Origin of the sequence: Vibrio sp. FF266 (assembly GCF_041439695.1) — a bacterium.
Lineage (GTDB): Bacteria > Pseudomonadota > Gammaproteobacteria > Enterobacterales > Vibrionaceae > Vibrio > Vibrio tasmaniensis_A.
In genome coordinates this window covers 1-22,783 of record NZ_JBGOOO010000011.1, presented here as the reverse complement: position 1 = coordinate 22,783, position 22,783 = coordinate 1, and the positions used below count along the sequence as shown (strand labels likewise).

Annotated in this window: 20 protein-coding genes; 4 read left to right on the top strand and 16 right to left on the bottom strand. The window is 43.7% G+C overall.

Features of this window, described 5'->3' with window-relative positions:
* Nucleotides 1-63 precede the first annotated feature (63 nt).
* The 3 genes from spoT to gmk all read right to left on the bottom strand — a co-directional run bounded on the left by spoT (nucleotide 64) and on the right by gmk (nucleotide 3,425).
* Nucleotides 64-2,190, bottom strand: coding sequence for a bifunctional GTP diphosphokinase/guanosine-3',5'-bis pyrophosphate 3'-pyrophosphohydrolase (gene spoT, locus ACED59_RS10740; protein ID WP_012603022.1), 2,127 nt, complete (start codon nucleotides 2,188-2,190; stop codon nucleotides 64-66).
* 59 nt (nucleotides 2,191-2,249) lie between these two features.
* A complete protein-coding gene (gene rpoZ, locus ACED59_RS10735) occupies nucleotides 2,250-2,522 on the bottom strand; it encodes a DNA-directed RNA polymerase subunit omega (RefSeq protein WP_009848003.1) in 273 nt (90 codons plus the stop codon).
* A gap of 279 nt (nucleotides 2,523-2,801) precedes the next feature.
* Entirely contained in the window at nucleotides 2,802-3,425 is a 624-nt protein-coding gene (gmk, locus tag ACED59_RS10730; RefSeq protein ID WP_009848002.1) for a guanylate kinase, read from the bottom strand.
* A gap of 742 nt (nucleotides 3,426-4,167) precedes the next feature.
* Between gmk and ACED59_RS10725 the strand changes: the two genes are divergently transcribed.
* Together ACED59_RS10725 and ACED59_RS10720 are read left to right on the top strand one after the other, a co-directional pair.
* A complete protein-coding gene (locus tag ACED59_RS10725) occupies nucleotides 4,168-5,538 on the top strand; it encodes an NCS2 family permease (protein WP_017099272.1) in 1,371 nt (456 codons plus the stop codon).
* Nucleotides 5,539-5,681: 143 nt separating this feature from the next.
* Nucleotides 5,682-6,107 carry a phosphate-starvation-inducible protein PsiE gene (locus tag ACED59_RS10720; RefSeq protein ID WP_009848000.1) on the top strand — a complete coding sequence of 142 codons (426 nt, stop codon included), beginning with the start codon at nucleotides 5,682-5,684 and terminating at the stop codon, nucleotides 6,105-6,107.
* 89 nt (nucleotides 6,108-6,196) lie between these two features.
* Here ACED59_RS10720 and ACED59_RS10715 read toward each other — a convergent pair whose 3' ends face one another.
* The 10 genes from ACED59_RS10715 to ACED59_RS10670 form a co-directional block, all read right to left on the bottom strand.
* Entirely contained in the window at nucleotides 6,197-7,615 is a 1,419-nt protein-coding gene (locus ACED59_RS10715; RefSeq protein WP_029224090.1) for an alginate export family protein, read from the bottom strand.
* Nucleotides 7,616-7,736: 121 nt separating this feature from the next.
* The gene (locus ACED59_RS10710) at nucleotides 7,737-9,320 is read right to left on the bottom strand and encodes a PTS transporter subunit EIIC (RefSeq protein ID WP_371704932.1); all 1,584 of its coding nucleotides are present in this window, start codon (nucleotides 9,318-9,320) and stop codon (nucleotides 7,737-7,739) included.
* Between the two features lie 9 nt (nucleotides 9,321-9,329).
* Nucleotides 9,330-10,760: a Sapep family Mn(2+)-dependent dipeptidase gene (locus tag ACED59_RS10705; protein WP_017099275.1), complete on the bottom strand. Its 1,431-nt coding sequence runs from the start codon at nucleotides 10,758-10,760 to the stop codon at nucleotides 9,330-9,332.
* Between the two features lie 80 nt (nucleotides 10,761-10,840).
* Nucleotides 10,841-11,554, bottom strand: a complete 714-nt coding sequence (gene rpiA, locus ACED59_RS10700) for a ribose-5-phosphate isomerase RpiA (RefSeq protein WP_017099276.1) — start codon at nucleotides 11,552-11,554, stop codon at nucleotides 10,841-10,843.
* Nucleotide 11,555: 1 nt separating this feature from the next.
* A complete protein-coding gene (tkt, locus tag ACED59_RS10695) occupies nucleotides 11,556-13,550 on the bottom strand; it encodes a transketolase (protein WP_017099277.1) in 1,995 nt (664 codons plus the stop codon).
* A 10-nt stretch (nucleotides 13,551-13,560) separates the two neighbouring features.
* Nucleotides 13,561-14,514 carry a transaldolase gene (tal, locus tag ACED59_RS10690; RefSeq protein WP_017099278.1) on the bottom strand — a complete coding sequence of 318 codons (954 nt, stop codon included), beginning with the start codon at nucleotides 14,512-14,514 and terminating at the stop codon, nucleotides 13,561-13,563.
* A complete protein-coding gene (locus ACED59_RS10685) occupies nucleotides 14,511-15,254 on the bottom strand; it encodes an HAD family phosphatase (protein ID WP_017099279.1) in 744 nt (247 codons plus the stop codon). The genes tal and ACED59_RS10685 overlap by 4 nt, the downstream gene beginning before the upstream one ends.
* A 53-nt stretch (nucleotides 15,255-15,307) precedes the next feature.
* A complete protein-coding gene (locus ACED59_RS10680) occupies nucleotides 15,308-16,468 on the bottom strand; it encodes an iron-containing alcohol dehydrogenase (RefSeq protein WP_017099280.1) in 1,161 nt (386 codons plus the stop codon).
* Nucleotides 16,469-16,583: 115 nt separating this feature from the next.
* The gene (locus ACED59_RS10675; protein ID WP_009847987.1) at nucleotides 16,584-17,315 is read right to left on the bottom strand and encodes a ribulose-phosphate 3-epimerase; all 732 of its coding nucleotides are present in this window, start codon (nucleotides 17,313-17,315) and stop codon (nucleotides 16,584-16,586) included.
* 9 nt (nucleotides 17,316-17,324) lie between these two features.
* A complete protein-coding gene (locus ACED59_RS10670; RefSeq protein WP_009847986.1) occupies nucleotides 17,325-18,167 on the bottom strand; it encodes a Cof-type HAD-IIB family hydrolase in 843 nt (280 codons plus the stop codon).
* A 211-nt stretch (nucleotides 18,168-18,378) separates the two neighbouring features.
* Here ACED59_RS10670 and ulaR point away from each other — a divergent pair, with 211 nt between their 5' ends.
* Nucleotides 18,379-19,155, top strand: coding sequence for an HTH-type transcriptional regulator UlaR (gene ulaR / locus ACED59_RS10665; RefSeq protein WP_017099282.1), 777 nt, complete (start codon nucleotides 18,379-18,381; stop codon nucleotides 19,153-19,155).
* A gap of 422 nt (nucleotides 19,156-19,577) precedes the next feature.
* Nucleotides 19,578-19,790 (top strand): cold-shock protein, encoded by a 213-nt coding sequence (locus ACED59_RS10660; RefSeq protein WP_004735656.1) that lies wholly within the window; start codon nucleotides 19,578-19,580, stop codon nucleotides 19,788-19,790.
* 566 nt (nucleotides 19,791-20,356) lie between these two features.
* On the opposite strand, the gene ACED59_RS10655 is transcribed toward ACED59_RS10660, so the two are convergent.
* The 3 genes from ACED59_RS10655 to ACED59_RS10645 form a co-directional block, all read right to left on the bottom strand.
* Nucleotides 20,357-21,595: a type II toxin-antitoxin system HipA family toxin gene (locus tag ACED59_RS10655; protein ID WP_017099283.1), complete on the bottom strand. Its 1,239-nt coding sequence runs from the start codon at nucleotides 21,593-21,595 to the stop codon at nucleotides 20,357-20,359.
* Between the two features lie 11 nt (nucleotides 21,596-21,606).
* Entirely contained in the window at nucleotides 21,607-21,924 is a 318-nt protein-coding gene (locus ACED59_RS10650; RefSeq protein WP_017099284.1) for a helix-turn-helix domain-containing protein, read from the bottom strand.
* Nucleotides 21,925-22,069: 145 nt separating this feature from the next.
* Nucleotides 22,070-22,759 (bottom strand): hypothetical protein, encoded by a 690-nt coding sequence (locus ACED59_RS10645; RefSeq protein WP_017099285.1) that lies wholly within the window; start codon nucleotides 22,757-22,759, stop codon nucleotides 22,070-22,072.
* Nucleotides 22,760-22,783 lie beyond the last annotated feature (24 nt).

The following is a 22,783-nucleotide window of genomic DNA, read 5'->3' as shown; positions in this document are numbered from 1 at the left end:
CCTTAAGCGATAAAGCATTAAGGGGATTTCAATTCTTAGCAAAGTTGCCAATAAGTTCGAACGTTAGTTCTTGCGACGTCTTACTTTGAGCGCGTGTGGCATCACACGTAGCTTCTTCATAATACTCGCTAAATGAACACGATCTTTCGTGGTCAACAAGATAGTCACTGTGTACAAGCGTCCGTCACGTTCTTCGGTTGAGATACCGTGAATGTTCGAGCCTGTTTTCGAGATAACGTTAGTTAACTCAGCCAGTGCACCTTGATGGTTCTGCAATTCGACCTGGAGTTCAGCAGTGAACTCTTGGTTGTAATCGTCAGACCATTCAACCGCCATGTATTTATCCGGTTCTTTCTGGTAACCACGAACGTTTGGACACGTTTCTCGGTGTACCACAAGACCACGACCTGGAGATACATGAGCAATAATGTGATCATCTGGAATCGGGTGACAACAGTTAGCGAACGTCAGTAATAGGCCTTCAGCACCACGGATAGGTAATTTCTTCCTAGGTGTATCGCTGTTGTTTGCCACTTCAGTCAGTTCGTCAGCATCGCCCAATAAACGACGAGCAATAACGATACTCATCAGTTCACCAAGACCAATCGATGCTAGCAAGTCTTCAATGTTATCGAGACGTAGATCAGACAATACATGTTCGATATTCTCTTGACCGACATCGGCAATAGAGTGTTCACCAAGTGCATGGTTCAGTAGGCGACGGCCAAGGGTAATCGACTCTTCACGACGCATCGTTTTCAGGACCTGACGGATCTTCGTACGCGCACGTGAGGTCACTACGTAGTTGAGCCATGCTGCATTCGGACGTGCGCCCGGAGCACTGATGATCTCAATAGTTTGGCCATTCTTCAGCGATTTGCTGAGTGGGTAAGGGTTCATGTCTACACGAGCACCGACACACATGTTGCCGACGTCGGTATGTACCGCGTAAGCAAAATCGACTGCTGTTGCGCCTGCTGGAAGTTCGACAATGCGACCTTTCGGCGTGAATACGAAGATCTCATCTGGGAACAGATCAGATTTAACGTTTTCAATGAATTCGAATGAGTTACCTGCGCTTTGTTGCAGCTCAAGTAAGCTCTGCATCCAACGTTGTGCTTTAACCTGTGCGGTTGTCCCGTTGCTACTGCGTGAGCCATTGCCTTTGTAAGACCAGTGCGCCGCGACACCTTTATCTGCCATCTGCTCCATATCTTCAGTACGGATCTGGACCTCAACTGGCACCCCGTGAGGGCCGATCATTGACGTGTGCAGAGATTGGTAGCCGTTGGCTTTCGGTACCGCAATATAGTCTTTCATGCGGCCAGGACGAGGCTTGTACAGGCTGTGGGCCTGACCAAGTACGCGATAGCAAGTATCTGGTGTATCAACCACCACGCGGAAAGCGTAGATGTCCATAATGGTGTGGAAGCGCTGTTCTTTGGTTTTCATCTTGTTATAGATGGAGAACAGGTTCTTTTCACGACCAAGTACGCGAGCAGGTAAACCGACTTCTTCAAGGCGGCCTTCGATTTCGCTATGGATACGTTGGATCATCTCTTTACGGTTACCACGCGCAGCTTTCACTACGTTTTTCAGGACGCGATAACGGTTAGGATAAAGGGCTTCGAAGCCCAGCTCTTCTAGTTCTGTCTTGATGTTATGAATACCAAGACGATGAGCTAGCGGAGAATAAATCTCTAGGGTTTCACGAGCAATACGACGCTTCTTATCAGGACGAAGTGCCCCAAGCGTACGCATGTTGTGAGTACGGTCAGCTAATTTGATCAAGATAACGCGGATGTCTTGCACCATCGCGAGAACCATCTTACGGAAGTTCTCTGCTTGCGCTTCTTTGCGATCACGAAATTTAAGCTTATCCAGCTTAGATACACCATCAACCAGCTCAGCAACGGTATTGCCGAATTGAGCTTCTAGCTCCTCTTTTGTAACTTCAGTATCTTCAATTACATCGTGGAGTAAGGCTGCTTGCAGAGTTTCGATATCCAGACGCATTTCTGCCAGGATTCTTGAAACAGCTACAGGGTGGATAATGTATGGTTCACCCGTTGAACGGGTTTGCCCTTCATGGGCGTCTCTCGCTACCACATAAGATTGACGCAGAGCCTCAACTTGAGGCTCTGTTAGGTATTCTTGGGCAACGTCTTTGAGGCTATCGAATAGATACAAATTAAAGGCCCGGAAGGTTAATTAGTTCGAATGACGTTGATTCTATCAGCGAATATGAGCTATCGAGTGTGAGCGATGCTGCTTACTGCTGCAAGCTCAGCCGCTTCTTGCTCTTGTTGCTCTTGACGCTCACGAGCATCTAGTACGTCTTTAGTGATAAGACCTTCTTCGATTTCGCGAAGAGCGATAACCGTTGGCTTATCGTTTTCTTCAGGCACTAGTGAATCTTTGCCGCCAGTTTGCATTTGACGTGCGCGGCGAGCCGCAATAAGAACTAGGTCGAAACGGTTGCCAACTTTTTCAACAGCGTCTTGAACAGTTACGCGTGCCATGAGGACTCCAAATAGTAATTAACTAATAAATTTTTGATGACGAGAAAGTATACAAGTTTAACTAGAGACTTTCTAGTTCACCGTATACTTATCTCAATGGAAAATCCAGTTATACCAATCACAGTAAATAAGTGTTCAGAGATAGCGCCGAACAAAAGTTTGAGAACAAGGCAGAATTTTTCGATAAGTAGTGACCCTACAATCAAAAATTCTAACGACGTTATCAGGCTTTTTCACAAGCTAGAATGACCAGTTGTTTACTACGATTGGTATCAGAGATTATTCCGCTAGTAGTGCTGTAAGCATGCCGCTGTATTTCGCTGCTTGCTTATCTTCTTTTAAGCGCTCCGCACGAATGATAGCTCTGAAGTCCATTAGGGCTGCATCAAAGTCATCATTCACGATCACATAATCATATTCTGCATAGTGAGAAATTTCTGATTTTGCTTCGCTCATGCGTTTTGCAATAACTTCGTCGCTGTCTTGGCCGCGAACATTTAAACGACGCTCTAGCTCACCATTTGATGGTGGAAGAATGAAGACACTCTTCGCTTGAGGCATTTGTTCACGGATTTGACGAGCACCTTGCCAGTCGATATCTAGGAATACATCGATACCGCGGTCTAGGTTTTCTTCAATCCAAACGCGTGAAGTACCGTAGTAGTTGCCGAAAACTTCAGCGTACTCTAGGAATTCACCTTTATTAATAAGGTCTTCAAAATGATGCTTCTCTACGAAGTGGTAGTGAACACCATTTTCTTCACCAGGGCGCATACCGCGAGTGGTGTGTGAAACAGATACCTTCATTGCGTAGGTTGGATTGGTTTCTAGCATTGCTGAGATCAAGCTCGACTTACCTGCGCCACTAGGTGCAGATACGATGTAAAGAGTACCTTTGCCCATCTGTATATTTCCACTGTTGGTTGGATTGAGTGAGGGCGATAAACCGACACTATAAAAGATAGCACTGACTCTAATTTTTGTTCCGATGGTTGCATCTAAAAAGGGATAACAAGTAAAACTAATAGAGACAACTGGTGAAAATTAGGTCAGAAAAATGGAGGCGAAGAGTAGCATATTTAGATGATTGAGAACAACTGGCTTGATCGTTATTTATTCTCAAATGATCCTTTGTCTGATCTTCCTATAAATGTAATGACTGATCATGTTCAGTTTTTTATGTGATCTGAACAAAATTTGTTGAAGTTTTAATCTCAATCCTTACAATCCGCGCAAACGATTAAATGCTGTATATATCTAGGGTCTGTTGACCTTTCGCGATGGAGTTTTGTTCGAGGAAAAATCGTTTTAGGCGCGGCAAGGAGTTTGTAACCTAGCATTCTAAGTAAAGACTCCTTAACAAAGCATAAAACGATTTTAGCCGAACCCTTCGGGCAGCGTTTGTTGGTGATTTCTACTGCGTTATCGACTTCTTATGTAGGCTAGCTACACATCAAAGTCTCTGCCTTGTAGAAAACCCCAACAACTCGCTGCAAAAATCATCTCGAAGGGCCAACAGACCCTACTAGACTGGATGTTTCTACTACCGAGCCTACCTTGGTGACTACAGTTTTTAGTGTAGAGATCCCTCTATTCACACAGCATTTGAATCTCAAATTTCTTAATTTAATACATAGGTTTTGTTGTGAATACCGACTCCACCCTGAAAGCCCAGAAGACATCTGGCTCACTTGACACCATGTTCAAACTCTCAGAGAGAAAGACCACGATCAGCACTGAGCTATACGCAGGTTTTATTACCTTCTTAGCGATGAGTTATATCTTGGCGGTTAACCCAGCAATTTTGGGTGGCATTCCGGGAATGGACAAAGGTGCAGTCTTTACGGCGACCGCTCTTTCTGCTGCTATTGCAACGCTTATCATGGGCATTTGGGGTAACTATCCAGTCATGCTAGCACCTGGCATGAGCATGAATGGCTTCTTCAAAGGTTTATTGTTAAGTGGTTCAGTGGCGGTACTTTGGAATGAAGCATTATTTGGCATCTTCCTGTCGGGTATTCTTTATCTTGCCTTCTCACTGACTAATATCCGTAAGTCGATGATTGAATCGATTCCTGAAGATTTGAAGCTGGCGATTACTGTGTCTCTCGGCTTGTTCATTGCTTTCTTAGGCCTTAAGAATGCGGGTATCATCGTTTCTAACCCGTTCGTACTGGTTGGTTTAGGTGACATTTCCGATCCAAAAGTGATCATCGCTTATGTGAGCATCTTCATCGCATTGGGCTGTATGGTTCGTGATATTAAGTTGGCCACGTTTATCTCGTTTGTTTCAGCTATCGTACTGACCATTCTTGCTGATGTATTCATGGGCACATCAAACGCCCCAATCCCTGACCAATTCGTTTCAATGCCACCAAGTATGGCAGGCAGCTTTGGCGCTATCTTTGACTTCTCAGCTTTTACGCCTGAGAAAATGTTCGATTTGTTGTTCATCGTACTTATCTTCTTGATTGTCGATTTCTTCGATGGATTGAGCACGATTGTGGGTGTTGGCCGTGATGCCGGTATCATCGACAAAGACGGTAAAGTGCCGAATGCAAAATCGGCGCTAGTGGCTGATGCGGGCGGTACTGTGATTGGTTCAATTCTAGGTACCACATCGATTACTGCTTTCTCTGAATCGGGTATTGCTTCTTCTCAAGGCGCGAAGACGGGCTTAGCTGCGGTCATGGTAGCTGGTCTGTTCTTAATCTCACTGTTCCTATACCCAATCTTCTCTATTTTCTCAGCGGCAATGGTTGCACCTGCGATGGTTGTAGTTGGCATCTACATGGTGGGTCGCCTTGGTCAGATTAACTGGGAAAAGAAAGAGTCACGCATTGCAGCTTTCTTCACCATCATGTTCACTGTACTGAGCTTCTCTCCAGCAAACGGCATGGCGATGGGCTTCATTAGCTACGCATTCACAATGGTTGTTGCTGGTAAGCGTAAAGAAGTTCACCCATTGATCTACGGCCTGTGTGTAGTGTTCTTAACTTATCTGATTCTGTTGTAAGGTTAGTTAGCCACTAGAAAGTTGCTAAGTAAAAAAACAAGTCGATGGCTCTGCAGTGAATGTGGGGCCATTTTTGTATTCGTCGCTTCTCTAGATCGCATGCTAATGTAGAGACTGGATTAATTATTTTTTGAAGAGTGACTATGCCTTCTCACTTACCTAAATCTTTTAGTAAGCCGTTTTTAAAAGTATTTCACATTATGGAAGCGGTATTACTGGTGGCGATCACGCTCGCGACCTTGTTTGCGATGGTCGAAGAGTTCATGCATGTTTTTGCTGAACGTCGAGTGCAATTGACCGATATTCTACTGATGTTTATCTATTTAGAAGTGTTGGCGATGGTTCAGCAGTTTGTGATGAACGGTAAGATCCCGGTGCGATACCCAATTTATATCGCGATGATGGCGATTGCCCGTTACATCACTTTAGGCATGAAAGAGTTGGATGCAGTACTCATCGTTTGGTTGTCTGTTGCAGCGTTTATCTTAGCGGCAGCAACACTTTTGATTCGAGTCGGGCACCATTACTGGCCATATGTGGATCTTCGAACCAAGCAGCCGGATGAGTAATTCAATTAACTGAAATATGATGTTCTAAAAAATTCGCCCAGCACTGCTGGGCGAATTCATTTAGTAACATACTAACCTGATAAGCAGTGTTAGAAGTTATAGATCAGTGCGATTTCAACACGGGAAATGTCATCACTGCTACTGCCGACTACGTCACGTGTGTAGTCGCTATCTAATGCGTAGTACATATTTAACTCAGACTTTAAGTTGCCTGTGATGTAATTATGGAATTGCAGATAAAATTGGGTGTAAGCGTATTTTTCGTCAGACTCTGCACCAAATAATACATCTTGGTTGAGTGTGTAGATTGCATCATCTGTGTTGGCACGCCATGTCGACATAAAGCCTGCGATGATGGATTGTTTCGGCTGATACTCAATCACAGTGTAAGAACCGACCTGCATTGCGTTACCGTAAGCGCCATCATGTGCGAAACCCAGTGGGTCACCTGTCCACAAAGGGTTAAACGTGTTCACTTTGTCGCTGTCTTTATCTGAACCTGATGCGTAATGTAGGTTCAGACCTAAGCGATAGTTCCAGTCTGCTTTCCAGTTGTAGTTCAAATCGGCATAAGCCATGTAGGCTGAGATATCTTTACCTGCATGATCACCAAATTGGTAAACACCGTCGAGCATGTAACCAAACCCTTCACTCACAAAGTCATGGGCATGTAAGCCTAAAACTTGAATGTCGACGTCACCGTCTGGTGCATTAACAAAGCTTTCATTGGTGAGTTTATTACTCATTATGTAGGCTTGCATTGCCCCGAAGTCAGTTCTCCAATTAGCGAATAAGCCGGTCGATTTTTTGCCATTGGTTTTATCATCCCAGTTGCCACCGAAGCTGCCATCTTTGTAGAGAGGGAATACTTCTTCACCGTAGTATGCGTCAAAATTGATGCCTGCTACGCTGTATTTTGCGCTGGCTGCATTCCAACTTGATTGAACTGGCGTTGGTTCACGGTTCATCATTTGCCATTCATTTAAGTATATTTCTTGGCGACCAAGGCGGGTACTTAGGTATTGCTCACCGTCATCGAGTAATTTGAATTCGGTAAACAACTGGTGGAAGTCAGTACCGGCATCGTCAACTGGACCCGGACTATCGAGGTTAGTGTAGTTGGTTCGAATTTCACCAAATACACGCATCCAGTCTTGGTAAGTCACATCGGTGGAGAATTGCATGCGAGTACGCAGTTCATTTTTCTTGCGGTTTTCTCCGTCGTACATGTGATTCCAACGGTTATCGACTGCGGCTTTTACATTACCGCTAAATGAGACTTTCCAGTCACCACTGTCATCAGTATCCAAGCGTTTGAGTTTTTCTGAAAAGCTTTTTTGACTTTCGTCTAGACCATCGACATAGCTCCAGTCCTCATTGGCTCTATCTCCCCAGAAGACGATAGGGTTGCGCTCAGACCAGCTTGATGTTGTATTTTCGTTTGCGTGTAGGACGCCAGAAACACAAAGAGCAAGTAAAGTAACTGCATGTTTTGTCATTGCTTTCATTTTTATATTTCCCATATTTCAGGTGCACGAATCCCTTCCTGTGACTTGTAGTCACAGGAGGAATTGTCAGTTATTGGTTTCTATAGATTCGTAACAGTAGGGTTACGGAAGTTGCGCTTAGCTAAGAGTCGACACCAAGGGCTTCTTTGATACCAGAGGCAATCGTAATAACGTTGGCTCCATATATCACTTGAATGCCTTTATTCATTCTGACGACGCCAATTGCGTTGAGCTGTTGTTTCCAAACTTTATCGCTTGCCGTTAGTGATTCGTCATGCAGCGAAACACGCAGTCGAGTCGCACAGTTTGTTACGTTCTCGATGTTGTCTGCACCGCCAAGCGCTTCAATGATTTCAACAGGCAGTCCTTTTGAGGTCTGCTCCTTTTTCTTTTTAAAGTCTTCTTTTGAATACAGGGCGATATCACCATCTTCTTCTTCGCGACCTGGGGTTTTTGAATCAAACTTCAGGATGAAGAACTTGAATGTGTAGAAGTAAATCGCGAAGTATAGTGGGATAATCCACAATAGAGCCCAAGCATGAACCTTTTCAGGTTGTAGTAGGTTAGGCACCATAAATAGCAGCTGATTACCGTGAATTGAAACACCCATCATTTCGGTGATCACATAAGCAAGACCATTTAGCGGAACATGCACTGCAAAGAATAGGAATGGTTGGACGAATAGGAAGGTATATTCCAGTGGCTCGGTAATGCCGATAACAGCAGCCGTAAATACCGCAGGCACCATGATAGCGGCTACCTTCTTTCGATTGGCTGTTTTTGCTGTTACGTACATTGCATAAGCAGCACCCGTTAGGCCACCAATTTGGATTGGAATACGACCGCTGGTAAAGTTATGTGTAATGTAGCTCGTTGCCTCTGGTGAACTCATTTGGCCATTCATGATGTTACGAACACCTTCGTAAACAACACCATCAATCTCCATTACGCCACCAACACGAGTGTATTCAATAGGGAAGGCGATAAGGTGATGTAAGCCAAATGGCAATAAGCCTTTGTCAAATACGCCAAATAGGAAAGAGCCAAAAATACCTGAGCTAGTAATCAAGGTAGTGATGGACTGCAGTGCCCCTGCGATCGGCGGCCAAGCGTAGTAAACAAACAGCGCGATAGGCATGATAGCGAAGTAAGCGAAAATCACTACGGCACGAGGGCCAGAGAATAAGCTCAAGAGTGCAGGCATTTCGAATTTGTAGTAACGGTTGTGGATCCAAGCCGTAATACAACCAACAAGAATACCGCTAAAGATCCCCATGTTGTAAGCGAAGATACCTAAAGACTCACCCCATAAAGAGTTGAAGTTTTGCGCTGCTACTTTGTCGTAGCCAGCATCATTCATTAATGACGCAACGCTTGTAGTTTCTTGAGTCCATCCGTGAAATGCAGCGATCGATCCGATAGCGACGTTGAAACACATGAACATGGTAAAGCCAGTGAAGGCTGCCCAACCTTTTTCAGATTTCGCCAGCGCGAACGCTAGACCAATCGCAAAGAAAGGCGGTAGATTGCGCATGACCATCAAGCCAAGATCTAACATCAGCTTAAAGAATGCCCAAATAACAGAGTCGGTAGCAGACATTTGGTTTACAACACCAGCGCCCACACCAATAAATATACCTGCGATAACCAGTACGATGATGGATACCATCATACCTCCAGCAAGTGCTTGAACCTTATCTCTCATAATTTACTCCTAAAGTGATATGAGAACTTTCACGTATATTGTTATTGCTCTTTTTAATGACTCGAGGCTGAGCCTTTCATTAGGCTCATGGACACGAGTCACATCACCAGGAAAAGTAGGTCCGAATGCCACACCATTGTTTAGCGCGCGCGCGTAAGAAGCCGCACCTTTACTAAAGCACTGAGCGTCCATTTTGGTAACTTCGGAATAAGCTTTTCCCATTGCTTGGATAAGTTCACTTTCGGGTGAGAGGTAAGATAGAGGTAAGTACTGGTGTTCAATCAATCTCACTCCGTATTGTTGGGATACATACTGGAGTTGGGTACGAGCTTGATCGATAGTCAGTCCTTTAGGAAACCGAAAATCAAAATCCAAGTTGTAGCCATGTTGATTCAAATTGATGGAGGAGACACAGCATGTAGTCGACCCCATTTCCTTATCTTGGTGTGCTAGCCCTAATTTCGAAGCATCATTGGAATCACTAAAACACGCGTCTAGTAAATCAATTAAATTTCGAGAGTTAGTGTCTAACCCTTCAACATGTCGCATGTGACGAACAAACTGATCCATACAGTTATCGACCTTATGCGGGTTGCGAGATTTCTCCCACGGCGTTGACAACTCAACGCAGTACAACTCCTTTTGTTGGTGGTTGTCACTTTGTGCCACATTGGCAAGAGTGACCGTTGCTGAAGTTTCAAATGTTGCTGCTACTTCAGCCGCTTTTTCTCCTGTCAGATAAATCGATAATTGATAGCAGGTGGATGTTCTGTCACGCTCACTTTCAATGCTTACGATCTGACAAGTTCCTAGGCCATTGTGAGTTGGGAATTCTCGTTGCAATGACGCATATAGGATGCCTTTTTCTCCATTAACGATTGGGAAGTCGCCATCTGGAGAGAAACCATAATCCGGTTGAGGGTTATGATTAAAATAATGCTCTACACATTCCCAAGTTGTCTCTTCTGCGCCGCCGATGATCACTCTTATTTTTTTGTCGAGTGTTACATCAAGCGCTTTAAACATCTTGAGAATATACAGACTGGCCATTAACGGGCCTTTGTTGTCGGTAACGCCTCGCCCCAATAAGTCATCACCTTGTTGGTGCATCTCAAATGCAGGGGTTAACCATGAGTCCAAATTACCTGCTTCTACCACATCTACATGATGCAATATGCCGATTTCTTGTAAGCCTTCGCCAAAGCTGATGTCCAAGGCATAACCATCATGATCACGGACTTCAAACCCTTCTCGTTTCGCCCAGTTAATGAGAAAGTCGAATGCGTTTCTAATCGGTAAACCAAAAGGAGCATTGGGTGAACAGCTGCTGATATCTCGTACAGACGGAATAGCAATTAGCTCAGATAGATCACGCGTAAACGTTTCAATATTTGAATCAAAATAGCGCAGTGTTTGAGCTGAAAAATTGCTTTCCGTCATGTTTTATTCCTAAATTATCCTTACTGACATGCTTGTAAATAGACTTGCAAGCGAGGTCTCATTTTGATTATAAATCCCAGCTATTGAACGTGTTGCTTTGATAATAAATACGTACCTTCTGCATTCGAAAAAGCCATGAAATCAGCCGATCTTTGCGCGAAAATACCGTTCTCGACGACGCCAGGAATAGCGTTAATTTGGAGTTCTAATCGTTTTGGTTCAGCGATGTCCAAATGAGCAACATCGAGAATGATATTGCCGTTATCAGTGGTGCAGTCTTGGCGCAACGTCGGGTGTCCACCAAGGCTTTGTAAGGCATTAAACACAGCGGTTTGTGCGGCAGGTAAAACCTCTACAGGGAGTGGAAACTTTCCGAGTTGAGTGACCAATCGACCGCTATCTGCGATGGTGATGAAGCTTAGCGCAAGCGTCGCGAGTACTTTTTCACGAGCCAGTGCTGCACCACCACCTTTCACGGTCATGCCGGTTGTAAGACCTTCATCAATGCCATCAATGTAGAAATCAACACGGCCACATTCAGATATGGATATCTCATTCAGCCCTGCAGAGGATAAAGCTCGACTTGAGCGAACCGAACTGGATACGCAGTGAGCAAACTCAGCGCCACTTTCTTTCAATAGTTGAATGAATACTTCAACTGTTGCACCTGTGCCGATACCAATCACGCTAGAAGGTGTTAGCGTTTTTAGGACTTGCTCTAAGGCTACTTTTGCAGCCTTAGTTCGCAGGCAGTCTTGGCTTTGGTTTTCAATAAAGCGTTGTGCCATGCTCATATTACTTCTCCAGAACCGCTAGGGATTTTTCAACGATGTTTTCAACCGTAAATCCAAACATTTCGAAGAGTTGTTCTGCTGGTGCTGATTCACCAAAGCTTGTCATTCCCACAATGTCGCCGTGTAGCCCGACATACTTGAACCAGTAGTCACGGATACCAGCCTCTATGGCAACTCGTGCTGTCACATGGCTTGGTAAAACCTGTTCCTTGTATTCCGCGCTTTGTGCGTCAAAAATATCGGTGGCCGGCATTGAAACTACGCGGCAGCGAATATGGCTGAGTTGTGCTTTTGCTTCCATGGCAAGTGCCACTTCAGAGCCGGTTGCAATCAAAATAAGTTGTGGTTCGCCTTCACAGTCAGAAAGGATGTATCCACCTTTCGCTACATTGGAAAGCGTGTCTTGATCACGCTCGAATTGAACAAGATTCTGGCGAGAGAAAATCAATGACGTTGGACCATCAAAACGTTCGATAGCAGACTTCCAAGCCACCGCGGTTTCTACTTGGTCGCAAGGACGCCAAGTGCTCATGTTTGGGGTAAGTCGAAGCGATGCGATTTGTTCAACCGGTTGGTGTGTCGGACCATCTTCCCCCAAACCGATAGAGTCATGGGTATAAACGAAGATACTGCGTTGCTTCATTAGTGCTGCCATACGAAGCGCGTTACGAGCGTACTCCATGAACATCAAGAACGTACCGCCGTATGGGATAAAGCCTCCATGCAACGCCACGCCATTCATCATTGCAGACATCGCAAATTCACGAACGCCGTAACTCAAGTAGTTTCCTGACGCATCTTGAGCGGTAATTGCTTTTGAGCCTGACCAGTTAGTTAAGTTTGAAGGGGTTAAATCGGCAGAACCTCCCAAAAACTCTGGCAGTAATGGTCCGAATGCTTCAATAGTATTTTGTGATGCTTTGCGAGTCGCGATGGTTTGTGGATTCGCTTGCAAAGTCTGGATTAGGTCTTGAGTGTGCTGATCCCAATTTTCAGGTAATAGGTTCTGGCTACGACGCAAAAACTCAGCGGCTAATTCTGGGTGCGCCTCTTGATAAGCATTGAAACGTGTTTGCCAATCATCTTCATTGCTTTGTCCTTTCTCTTTCCCATCCCATGCTTGGTATACATCTTGAGGAATTTCAAATTCAGGATGGTCCCAGCCGAGGTTGAGTCGAACCAATGCGACTTCATCAGCACCTAACGGAGCACCATGACAGTCATGACTGGCTGACTTGTTTGGTGAGCCAAAACCAATCACGGTTTTGCAGCAAATTAAGGTTGGTTTATCTGTTACGGCTTTAGCTTCAGTAATTGCTTTGTGAATATCATCAGCGTTATGACCATCAACATCAGCAATAACATGCCAACCGTAGGCTTCAAAACGTTTTGGTGTGTCATCAGAGAACCAGCCGTCGACTTCGCCATCAATCGAAATGCCATTGTCATCCCAAAAAGCGACCAGTTTCCCTAGTCCAAGCGTACCGGCAAGTGAACATGCTTCATGAGAAATACCTTCCATCATGCAGCCGTCACCCATGAACACGTAGGTGTGGTGATCAACAATATCGTGGTCTTCACGGTTGAACTGTTCACCCAGCACCTTTTCAGCCAAAGCCATGCCGACACCGTTGGTGATGCCTTGTCCTAATGGGCCGGTAGTGGTTTCAATACCTGGAGCGTAACCGTATTCAGGGTGACCTGCGGTTTTACTGTGTAATTGACGGAAAGATTTGATGTCATCCATTGATAGCTCGTAACCAGATAGGTGTAACAAGCTATAGATAAGCATTGAGCCATGGCCATTCGACAAGATAAAACGGTCGCGGTCGGCCCAGTTAGGGTTGCTCGGGTTGTGTTTTAGAAAATCACGCCATAGAACTTCAGCGATATCGGCCATGCCCATCGGTGCTCCGGGGTGGCCCGATCCTGCTTTTTGTACAGCGTCCATGCTTAGAACGCGAATAGCGTCAGCTAATTTAGTTCGTGTAATCATTCTGCTTCTCCTACAGGCGTGCTTCGATCATGGTTTCTAACTTGCCTTGATCGACGGCAAAGTTACGGATGCCTTCGGCGAGCTTTTCTGTTGCCATCGGGTCTTGGTTCATCTCCCAGCGGAACTGTGCTTCAGTCATAGCTGTTGGTGTCTCTTTGATGGTGTCACGGTCGGCAAAGAGTAGGCGCTCAACAGAGCCTTCTTGTGCTGCAAGTTGGTCTAAAATTGCAGGACCTATGGTCAAACGGTCACAGCCCGCTAATGCTAGGACTTCATCGGCATTACGGAAGCTCGCGCCCATCACAACCGTGTTGTAGCCATGATCTTTGTAGTAGTTGTAAATTTCAGAGACTGAAACGACACCAGGATCTTCATGAGGAAGGTACTCTTTTTTATCGGTATTGGTTTTGTACCAATCTAGGATACGACCGACAAAAGGTGAGATTAAGAATACACCGGCTTCTGCACAGGCTTTGGCTTGTGCAAAGTTGAACAGCAGCGTTAGGTTGCAATTGATGCCTTCTTTCTCTAGCTCTTGAGCTGCTCGAATGCCTTCCCAAGTTGACGCTAACTTAATTAGGATTCGGTCGTTACTGATGCCAGCTTCGTTATACATGCCGATAAGCTTTCGAGCTTTTGCCAAGCTTGCGACTCTGTCGAATGACATACGAGCGTCGACTTCTGTTGAGATGCGCCCCGGTACCGTTTTTAGAATTTCTAATCCAATGTTGACCGCCAGTTTGTCTCCAGCGTCGATCAACTGTTGTGATTTGTCGTTGCTTTGTGCTTTTGCCCAAGTGATCGCATCGGCGATTAAGTGATCGTATTGCGGCATTTCTGCGGCTTTTAGTACTAGAGATGGGTTAGTTGTGGCGTCTTCAGGTTGAAATGCAGCAATAGCATCAATATCACCTGTGTCGGCAACGACAGTGGTGTGCTTTTTCAGTTGTTCTAATTTATTCATCGTTCATTCTCGGTAAGTTGGTTTATCAATTGCAGTAGCGTTTGATCATTCATCGAACTCAGCACCACGTTGGCTAGCGAGACATCGAGGTGACGAGTGAGCAAATTGGTTACTGCAACTGTTGGTATTCCTGCCGATCGAGCCGCCATAATTCCAGGAGGGGAATCTTCGAAAGCGATGGCTTGATGGGCAGATACACCGAGTTGTTCTAATGCCGCTAAATACACATCGGGATGTGGTTTCCGTCTATCTGAGGCAATGTCTTCTGCTCCGATAAAACAGTCAAAATAGGGTGTAAGGTTCAAACGATTCAGAATTGGCATGTAATGTTCAGCCTCTGAGCTGGTGGCCAGTGCAATGCTCAATGAGTGTGATTTAGCAAAGTCTAGATACTGACGGACACCTTCTCGTTCTGTTATTGAAGCAATTAATTGGTAGGCATGAGCGATCACTCGATCGCGAATTTGTGAATCGGACAGCTTTTGATTCGACGCTTTGTTGAATAGTTGATAAAGGTAGGTTGCTGGCGCTGAGCTCCCAACTAGGCCAGCAACCTGGAGTGGCGAAACTTCAACTCCGTATGGTTTTAACAAAGCTTCCCAGGCTTTGAACATACAGGTTTCGGTATCGACGAGAAGGCCATCGAAGTCAAAGACCAACGCTTTCAGGTTACTGGCAATGAATTCCTCTCTTTCCAATTTCAAAGCTGTATGACCTAAAGTGTTGTTCTTGCACTCCATGTTTCAATCTCCATTTTCTTTAATTATGACAAACGTGAATTTGTGACTGTCGCTTATTCAACCAAACTGGCCTGCAATACTTTTTTCATTTCTTCACCACTGGTTAGTGGTAGATCAAAGCAAAAATCCGGCTCCAACTTTTGAACATCTTCTTTGGTGACACCTACTTGAGTTAAGTTCGATTCAAGACAGATACGTTCAAGGAATTTCACAAGAGCAGCCGCTAATGATTGAGCTTTTTCTTCGGTACTTCCCACAGCACCAAATAACTCAGCCACTTGAGCAAATCTCTCTGGTTGCTTGCGCCATTGAAGTTGTACATAAGCTGGATAAACCACTGCGAGTGTTAATCCATGTGGTAGGTTTGTTTTGCTACTACCTAAGATTTCGCCTAAAGGGTGTGGTGCCCCCGCACCGCCATTAGCTAGCGAGATCCCGCCAAGTGTGTCTGCTTTCGCGAGTTGGCAGCGGCCATGTAAATCTGCGCCGTTGTCGACAACACTCGGTAGGTGATCAATGACAAGCTTCATTGCTTCTAACGCCATACCATCAACAAATGGAGATGGTCGAGTACCCGTAAATGATTCAAACGCATGTGAAAAAGCATCAAATCCGGTCATAGCTGTCATACGTGGAGGCAGTGTCAGCATGAGCTCTGGATCGATTAACGCTTCACAAGGGAAAAATTCAGGGTGAAACAGTGTTAGCTTTGCATGTTGCTCAAGGTCGGTAATCACTGCCGCTTGCGTCACTTGAGAGCCTGTTCCCGATGTTGTAGGTACAGCGATCAAAGGTACGACTTTCACGGGTAGTGGGTTGACGTCCCCAAACGGTGAATCATAAGTGGCAAACCAATGAGCCCAATCTAGAGACTCTGCATTGATCGTTGCCGAAATGATTTTTGCTGTATCAATCGATGAACCACCACCAATGGCCAAAACCACATCACAGTTATTTCCGATGGCCACTTGGCGGCCAAGTTCAACGACGGTTGTAGGCGGATTCGGTACGACACCATCAAAATGAGTCACTTCAATTCCTTGCTCTGAAAGCAAAGTAAAAATGCGGTCATAGGCTGGCTTTACTGCATCAAAAATAGGTTCGGATACGACTAGGCAACGTGTGCCATATTGAGCGATAAGCTGACCTATTTTCTGAATCTCACCCGCACCAAAGGTTAGCTTGGTCGGTTGATAGTGTTGAAACTGTGTCATGGTTTAATCCTTGGTAGTGGTGCCAAACCCGAGCATAGAGGGGGGTAGGTTTAGCACCGTTATTTCTAGATTGCTGTGGCGCATCGATTCGATAGAAGCTGCGCTAGGCAATTACTTAAACGGTTTCGACTTCTTTTGTGTTTGCCGCTGCTTTATCTTCCAGTTGGTCGATTGCTGCGCGGAAGTCACGAACGCCTGCTGTGATGCCGTCTTTGTGGCCAAAGATATTTGTCGATGCAACCATCACGTCAATATCTTCATTAAGCAGTTCTTCGATGTTGTGGTTACGGATACCGCCATCAACACATAGCTCACAGTTAGGGTTGCGTTCGTTGATGAGTTCACGTGCTTCGCGGATCATTGCAATCGCAGATTTGCGCCATAACCATTCATCATCGCCATCAGTAATGCCGTGAATAACAATGTGTAAACGGTCTAGGTAGTAGATAGATTCTTTAACAAATGACACTGGCGTTAATGCACCAACGGTTAAACCAAATTTCATTCCGTGGTTTTGACAGTACTTAATGATGTAACACAGAGGAGCACCGATAAAATGCTCAGCTGGTAGAATCAGCATGTCTGCACCAGCAGCAGCGATTTTATCGATAAATAATTTGTCGCAATCTTTGAAGTAAGCGTGAACTTCAATTGGCTTTTCAGTGTAAGGACGAATGCCTTCAACAATTTGATGCCCCCCCATCAATTGCAGGTTTTTCAGGTCATGCATATCTGCTGCATCACAGTGGATGTAATCGGCACCAGCATCAGATACTTCTTTCACTACGTCTGCAATGTGGCCGTAATCTACGTGTGCTAATCCTGCGGCAATTTTTACTTTTTTCATGATTTATCCTTAGTAACTAAAAGTGTTTTGGCATGTGTGTTGGCCTTCTTGCACTATCAAGCGAAGGTACTGGCCAATTCCACAGCCGTTGTTATTGGTAACAATTAGATTAGCCATGCCTTTTAAAGCAGGGCTGGCATTAGCCATTGCGACAGGTTCTCCGACAAGTCGGAACATAGAGGCATCGTTGTCCCCATCCCCAAAAGCAATGGTGTTATGAGATGAAATTCTTTGGTCATTTAGCCACTGCTGAAGAGCGTGGCCTTTGGTGGCTGCTTTAGACGTAATGTCCAATTTATTCGGTGTTGATAAGTCAGCTTGGAAGTGCGTTTTTAAGGAATCTCGTAACTGGTTTAGAGATTCTTTGTCTTGGCTAGACACTAATACTTTGTATACATCGCCACTGCGAGCGATGAGTTCGGTCAGCGTTGGGATAATCTGCAGCTCCATTGCGGCATTAATAACCTCAGCCTTTTTTTCTAAACCCTTTGTATGAGTTGATTCTTTTTGAGCAAAGATGCCTTTACTTGAATAGATGGTGAAGGCGAAATGTCCATCATTCAGTAAGCTCAACAGACCCGTTAGTGATTCATGACTAATTGTGTGCTGATGTTGAACACGTTGTGTTTTAGGGTCATAAATATAGGCACCATTGCAGCAGATGATTGGTAGCGATAATTGAAGCTGGTCAACATATGGCATCATCAGCTGGTGCGGTCTACCACTCGCCAAGCTCACCTGATATCCATTATTAACTGCAAGACAAATCGCTTGTTTGTTAGTCACGCAGATCTGCTCAGCATCACTTAACAGTGTTCCATCTAAATCAATCATTACTGCTTGGTATTTCATTTTACTCTCCAGTGACTTCTCATGACGCAAATTGACTATAAGTGGTCAAATACGGTCACGTAAAGTCATTTTTGATTTATCATGAACAAAATAATGGTTTTGATCACATATTTTGAGTCAAATTAATTCAAAAGAGTTCATTTTGAGAATCTAATTGCTCAAAAGTTCATAATGCGTCAAAATAATTCAAAAGAACTTAATGGTATGAACAATGAATGAAGCTCAGCGTCATAGAAGCTTGTTAGATCATCTAACGAGTCATACGTTTATAACGACAAATGACTATGTGAAGATGTTAGATATCTCTTTATCTACAGCTCGTCGGGACATTACAAAGTTGGCGGAAGAAGGGAGGCTGAAAAAAATCCGTAATGGGGCAGAGGTAATCAATTTTGACTTGTCCCTAGCCGCAACTCATGCACCAAGCAGCTTTATCCCCTGCGAAACAGATATAGAAAGCTATGTAGCGAAAAAGAGAATTGCTAAAGCTGCGGCAGATATGTGTGAAGAACACGACAGTATTATTGTGAGTGGTAGCAATACGACTTTTTTGATGGGAGAGCATTTAGCGCATCGTGATGTGCAAGTTGTGACGAATTTTATGCCATTGGCTTATCAGCTGATTAGTCAAGATCATCAAAGTATCATCATACTTGGTGGCCAATATCTACCCGAACGTCAGATCACTATTTCTCCAGATGAAGAAGCAGCAGATGACCATAAAAGTCGTTTTGTCTTCTTTACGGGTACGGGTGTTACGACAGCTGGTGTGCATACCTCTGATCTATTGGTCTATATGGCAGAGAAAAAGCTGCTGGAGTATGGTGATCGTATTGTGGCTCTGATAGATAGCAGCAAAGTAGGTAAGCATGGTGGAAAGTTACTCGCTACCGCTTCTCAGATTGACACATTGATTACAGATGACGGCGCTGACCCTAAGGTGCTTGATGCTTTACGAGAACTAGGTGTGAAGATACAGGTAGTTTAGTTACGTGGAGAGTGCTACCACGGCGCGTGTTTTTGCTTTTGTCGTACTCTTGATTCTAGTAGGACATTATTACTGGCCGTGTGTGTTGCCCGAACCAAACCGCGGAAGAGTAAATTTCTTCAGATCATAGCTTTGTAAATGAAGTTCAGTGATGTTGTGGGGCTGAATAGAAGTTAATTGAACAAAAAATAGTCATTTTATTCAAATAACGCTTTACAACCTGGTCAGGATCACCAAGAATGTGCTTGCTCTGTTTTCAGGGTTATTAAATGAAACATCCAGTTGTAAAGTAAAACCCTTAGTATTGCTTCATTGTTATTCTCAGTGTTTCCCTTGGCTTCATAGATACATTAAATAATTCAAGCTTTCAGCGCATCGCACTTTTGGCGATTAATTTTTTATTTTTATATAAGGGACACATCATGTCTAACAAAACAAACGGCGTAGTAAAATGGTTTAACGAAGAGAAAGGCTTCGGTTTCCTAACTCAAGACAACGGCGGCGCTGACGTATTCGTACACTTCCGTGCAATCGCTTCTGAAGGTTTCAAGACTCTTAAAGAAGGCCAACAAGTGTCTTTCGAAGTAGAGCAAGGCCAAAAAGGTCTTCAAGCTGCAAACGTTGTAGCTCTATAAGATTTTAAGTCGACGCAGGTTGCATTAGCAACTTGCGTCACTTTCTCTCTAAAACCAGTTTTCCCTCAGTTTTACAGTAACACTCTTCATCCACTTGCAATACCTCTTCTAAATATTAAAAGTCCTTTTGCACACCTGCTCTGTTCTATCTATCGCTGTATCTATCTTTTGTGCTAAGTACATCTCCTGCGTAATAATCTGCTCACTTAGTCATCCTGATTGTCATTATTGTGTCCATAAAAAAAGCCCCTAAAACTAGGAGCTTCTCTTGATCTAATCAACACTGATTCAGCTAGTGGCTATCCACAGTGTGTTACTGACGAACTGTTATTCAATGTTCTGGATCTGTTTGTGGAGTGGTTTTATTATTTTGCTTTCAAACAGTGGGTTATGGATTTTTGGTTTTTTTTCTTTAATTTTACTACCCAATCCACTCCCCACTTGGTATGAGGTTAAAGAGGAAAGATCGTCTTTACAGTCGTTATTACCACAACTACAAATATTGACTCTAAGAGGATATTTTAGCCCCACAAAGTTTAATCTTACGCATGATTGAAGTGCTAGCTTTACTCTTTTATAAAACAATCTCTTAGGAGGTCTCTTTCGCCTTTTGGTACTCCAAGTTTTTGTGCAAGGCTTTCCCATCCTGAAACAACGTTACGCATTTTTTTATAAATCTCACTCGCTGTTTGTGCATCAACTTGAAAGTAATCTGCAACTTCAAATGCAAGGTCGATATCAAGAGCATTACTTGTGTCATCTATATTTAGGTGGAGGCCTATTGCATTCATTGTTGGGTTAATATCATAGGCTGGAGATAGTCGCCACCCAGTCGTATCAAGAATAAAGCCATGATTTCGTAAATGATCATCACTATTTGATACCATGATATTGAATAGCATACGCTTCCATAGTTGCTCCAAATCCACTTGGGTATTCGAGCCGTGCTGTATTAAGAACTCAGCGAGCTCTAGATAGCTTGCACCGTCATCATGACCATCAAAATACTCTAGTTGAGTCATTGCTGAGCTAAAGTGTAGTCTCTTACCATCTTTTGTTCTATCGAAACGTTTGGTCAAGAATATATGATGATGCCCGATAGCTTCAATTTTTGAATCTGCCATATTGATACCAGCATCTAAAGCCATTTGATACACAATGAACTCCCATAATCCAATATCATACTCGTCATAACGGCTTGGGAATTTGGCTAGCCATAAGCTTTGATCTTTATCTCTAATTGAGGCTTTAGGACGAGCACCACCTAATGATGAACCCGGAGATGTCAACATGTTTAGCCATTTTAAATAGTCAGGATTATCGAAATCGGGAGTATTTTCAATTCCATTTGCAGCCTGTTGTAGCTCTGGCAGACAAGTGATAGCTGGCGCTGCTAAATCATCACTATTATCTAAGAAAAGGCCACCTTTGGTTGTACAAAAGCGTAGGGCTCCCATACGGAATGAATCATGTACCCCTAAGAGATAATCGGTTTCAAACAATTTACGAGCTCGACGTCTTTCATTGCGAGCGATTACCGCTTCTCTACGCTGCATCAAAAGGCGTCCCCAGCGATCGGGACATGAGTCTAGAAATACTTTAAAATTTCGGTCATCTTCGGCATGCTGCTCTCCAGTATATAACTGTAAAGAGGGGTCTATTTGACGAGCATATTCGGAGGTTAACCACTCTTCATCGTAGCTGAAGCTGAAATGTTCTTTTCCTCTAATTTCAGAAGAGCGTAATGTACCGACGAACATAGAATCAGTTGAGTTAATCCAATCAGCATAAACATAGATTTCCATATCTGACTCTCTTATCGTTTTTTCTTGAGTAATTCAATATCTTGAAGCTTTCTTCCGAATTCATCATCAAATGCTACTTTGGCTAGGTCATCCAATAAACCGAGAGCTGAAAGTACGTTAACATAGTGTCCAAGAGATACGGAGGGATCACCTTTTGATATTTTTCGTAAGGTTGGTTTAGATATGCCAGTTCTGCTGTGCATCATATCTTGGGTAATACCGCGTCGTTTCATTGCCAGTGTTATATTCTCTCCCAATGTATTCAAAATTTTCTGATTCTTAGGAAAGATAACAGCAGTGCGTCTAGTTTTAACATTTTTATTTTTCATAATGGAAATAAAATTTCCTTAATTGACGTTTGGTGGAATTATAGTTTCATTTTTATTATGAAATCAAGAGGGAGCCTTATTTTTATACATGTGAAGAGAACCTATAATTACCTATTATCTACTCTTGTGAAACTATAGTTCTCTTTTATTCTAAGGCCTTAAACACCTGCTCCAAAACGACTGGTGGTATCGGCTCTTTGCTATCTATGATGAACTTCTTTAAGTTAAGTCGTAGGTTATTCAGTCTTTTCATAAATTCAAAATGACGTTCATGAGATGTGTTTTCTGGTGGTTTATATGAGGTATCCGTTTGGTTTTTCGTGGGGGTATCTATGGATTTCAAAAACTGTGTCGAAAAAGTGTGTGTTAATTGTACGAAAGTTCCCAAACTTAGATTGCCTCGCTTAACCTTTTCTTTGTAAAAATTCACATAACCTAGCTCCTTAAGTCGCTCTAAAATATCGGATACACGCCGAACACTCATTCCCAAAGAGACCGCTATCTTGGTTTTGCTTATCCCTAATCCAAGGGTATGACGGTCAACATTCTTGGCTAGAAATGAACAAACTAAAATTAATCCTTCCGCAGCATCATAACTAAGATTTAGCTCGCTTTTCCAAAATGTGTTGATGATTTTTGTTCGATTAATCTTCTTTTCTGGATAGGTATCACTCGAAATATGGCTTCTTGAAATTGGAGAGTAAGGCAATAAAATAATCTGTTTTTGGCTTGCTAAAAATGGGTACTCTTTGCTTAATCGGGTCTTACTAAGTTGTCCTGCGTTTTTAACTTCAGCAAGCTCTTTGATCTGCTCCAGTAAGACTGGACACCGCATTAAGCGACATATTGTTTTTCAAAG

What these genes read in the sequence shown, in the direction of transcription:
- rpoZ (WP_009848003.1), bottom strand. Translation starts at nt 2,522, where the DNA reads ATGGCACGCGTAACTGTTCAAGACGCTGTTGAAAAAGTTGGCAACCGT.
- gmk (WP_009848002.1), bottom strand. Translation starts at nt 3,425, where the DNA reads ATGGGCAAAGGTACTCTTTACATCGTATCTGCACCTAGTGGCGCAGGT.
- ACED59_RS10720 (WP_009848000.1), top strand. Translation starts at nt 5,682, where the DNA reads ATGCCTTCTCACTTACCTAAATCTTTTAGTAAGCCGTTTTTAAAAGTA.
- ACED59_RS10715 (WP_029224090.1), bottom strand. Translation starts at nt 7,615, where the DNA reads ATGAAAGCAATGACAAAACATGCAGTTACTTTACTTGCTCTTTGTGTT.
- ACED59_RS10710 (WP_371704932.1), bottom strand. Translation starts at nt 9,320, where the DNA reads ATGAGAGATAAGGTTCAAGCACTTGCTGGAGGTATGATGGTATCCATC.
- ACED59_RS10705 (WP_017099275.1), bottom strand. Translation starts at nt 10,760, where the DNA reads ATGACGGAAAGCAATTTTTCAGCTCAAACACTGCGCTATTTTGATTCA.
- rpiA (WP_017099276.1), bottom strand. Translation starts at nt 11,554, where the DNA reads ATGAGCATGGCACAACGCTTTATTGAAAACCAAAGCCAAGACTGCCTG.
- tkt (WP_017099277.1), bottom strand. Translation starts at nt 13,550, where the DNA reads ATGATTACACGAACTAAATTAGCTGACGCTATTCGCGTTCTAAGCATG.
- tal (WP_017099278.1), bottom strand. Translation starts at nt 14,514, where the DNA reads ATGAATAAATTAGAACAACTGAAAAAGCACACCACTGTCGTTGCCGAC.
- ACED59_RS10685 (WP_017099279.1), bottom strand. Translation starts at nt 15,254, where the DNA reads ATGGAGTGCAAGAACAACACTTTAGGTCATACAGCTTTGAAATTGGAA.
- ACED59_RS10680 (WP_017099280.1), bottom strand. Translation starts at nt 16,468, where the DNA reads ATGACACAGTTTCAACACTATCAACCGACCAAGCTAACCTTTGGTGCG.
- ACED59_RS10675 (WP_009847987.1), bottom strand. Translation starts at nt 17,315, where the DNA reads ATGAAAAAAGTAAAAATTGCCGCAGGATTAGCACACGTAGATTACGGC.
- ACED59_RS10670 (WP_009847986.1), bottom strand. Translation starts at nt 18,167, where the DNA reads ATGAAATACCAAGCAGTAATGATTGATTTAGATGGAACACTGTTAAGT.
- ulaR (WP_017099282.1), top strand. Translation starts at nt 18,379, where the DNA reads ATGAATGAAGCTCAGCGTCATAGAAGCTTGTTAGATCATCTAACGAGT.
- ACED59_RS10660 (WP_004735656.1), top strand. Translation starts at nt 19,578, where the DNA reads ATGTCTAACAAAACAAACGGCGTAGTAAAATGGTTTAACGAAGAGAAA.
- ACED59_RS10655 (WP_017099283.1), bottom strand. Translation starts at nt 21,595, where the DNA reads ATGGAAATCTATGTTTATGCTGATTGGATTAACTCAACTGATTCTATG.
- ACED59_RS10650 (WP_017099284.1), bottom strand. Translation starts at nt 21,924, where the DNA reads ATGAAAAATAAAAATGTTAAAACTAGACGCACTGCTGTTATCTTTCCT.
- ACED59_RS10645 (WP_017099285.1), bottom strand. Translation starts at nt 22,759, where the DNA reads ATGCGGTGTCCAGTCTTACTGGAGCAGATCAAAGAGCTTGCTGAAGTT.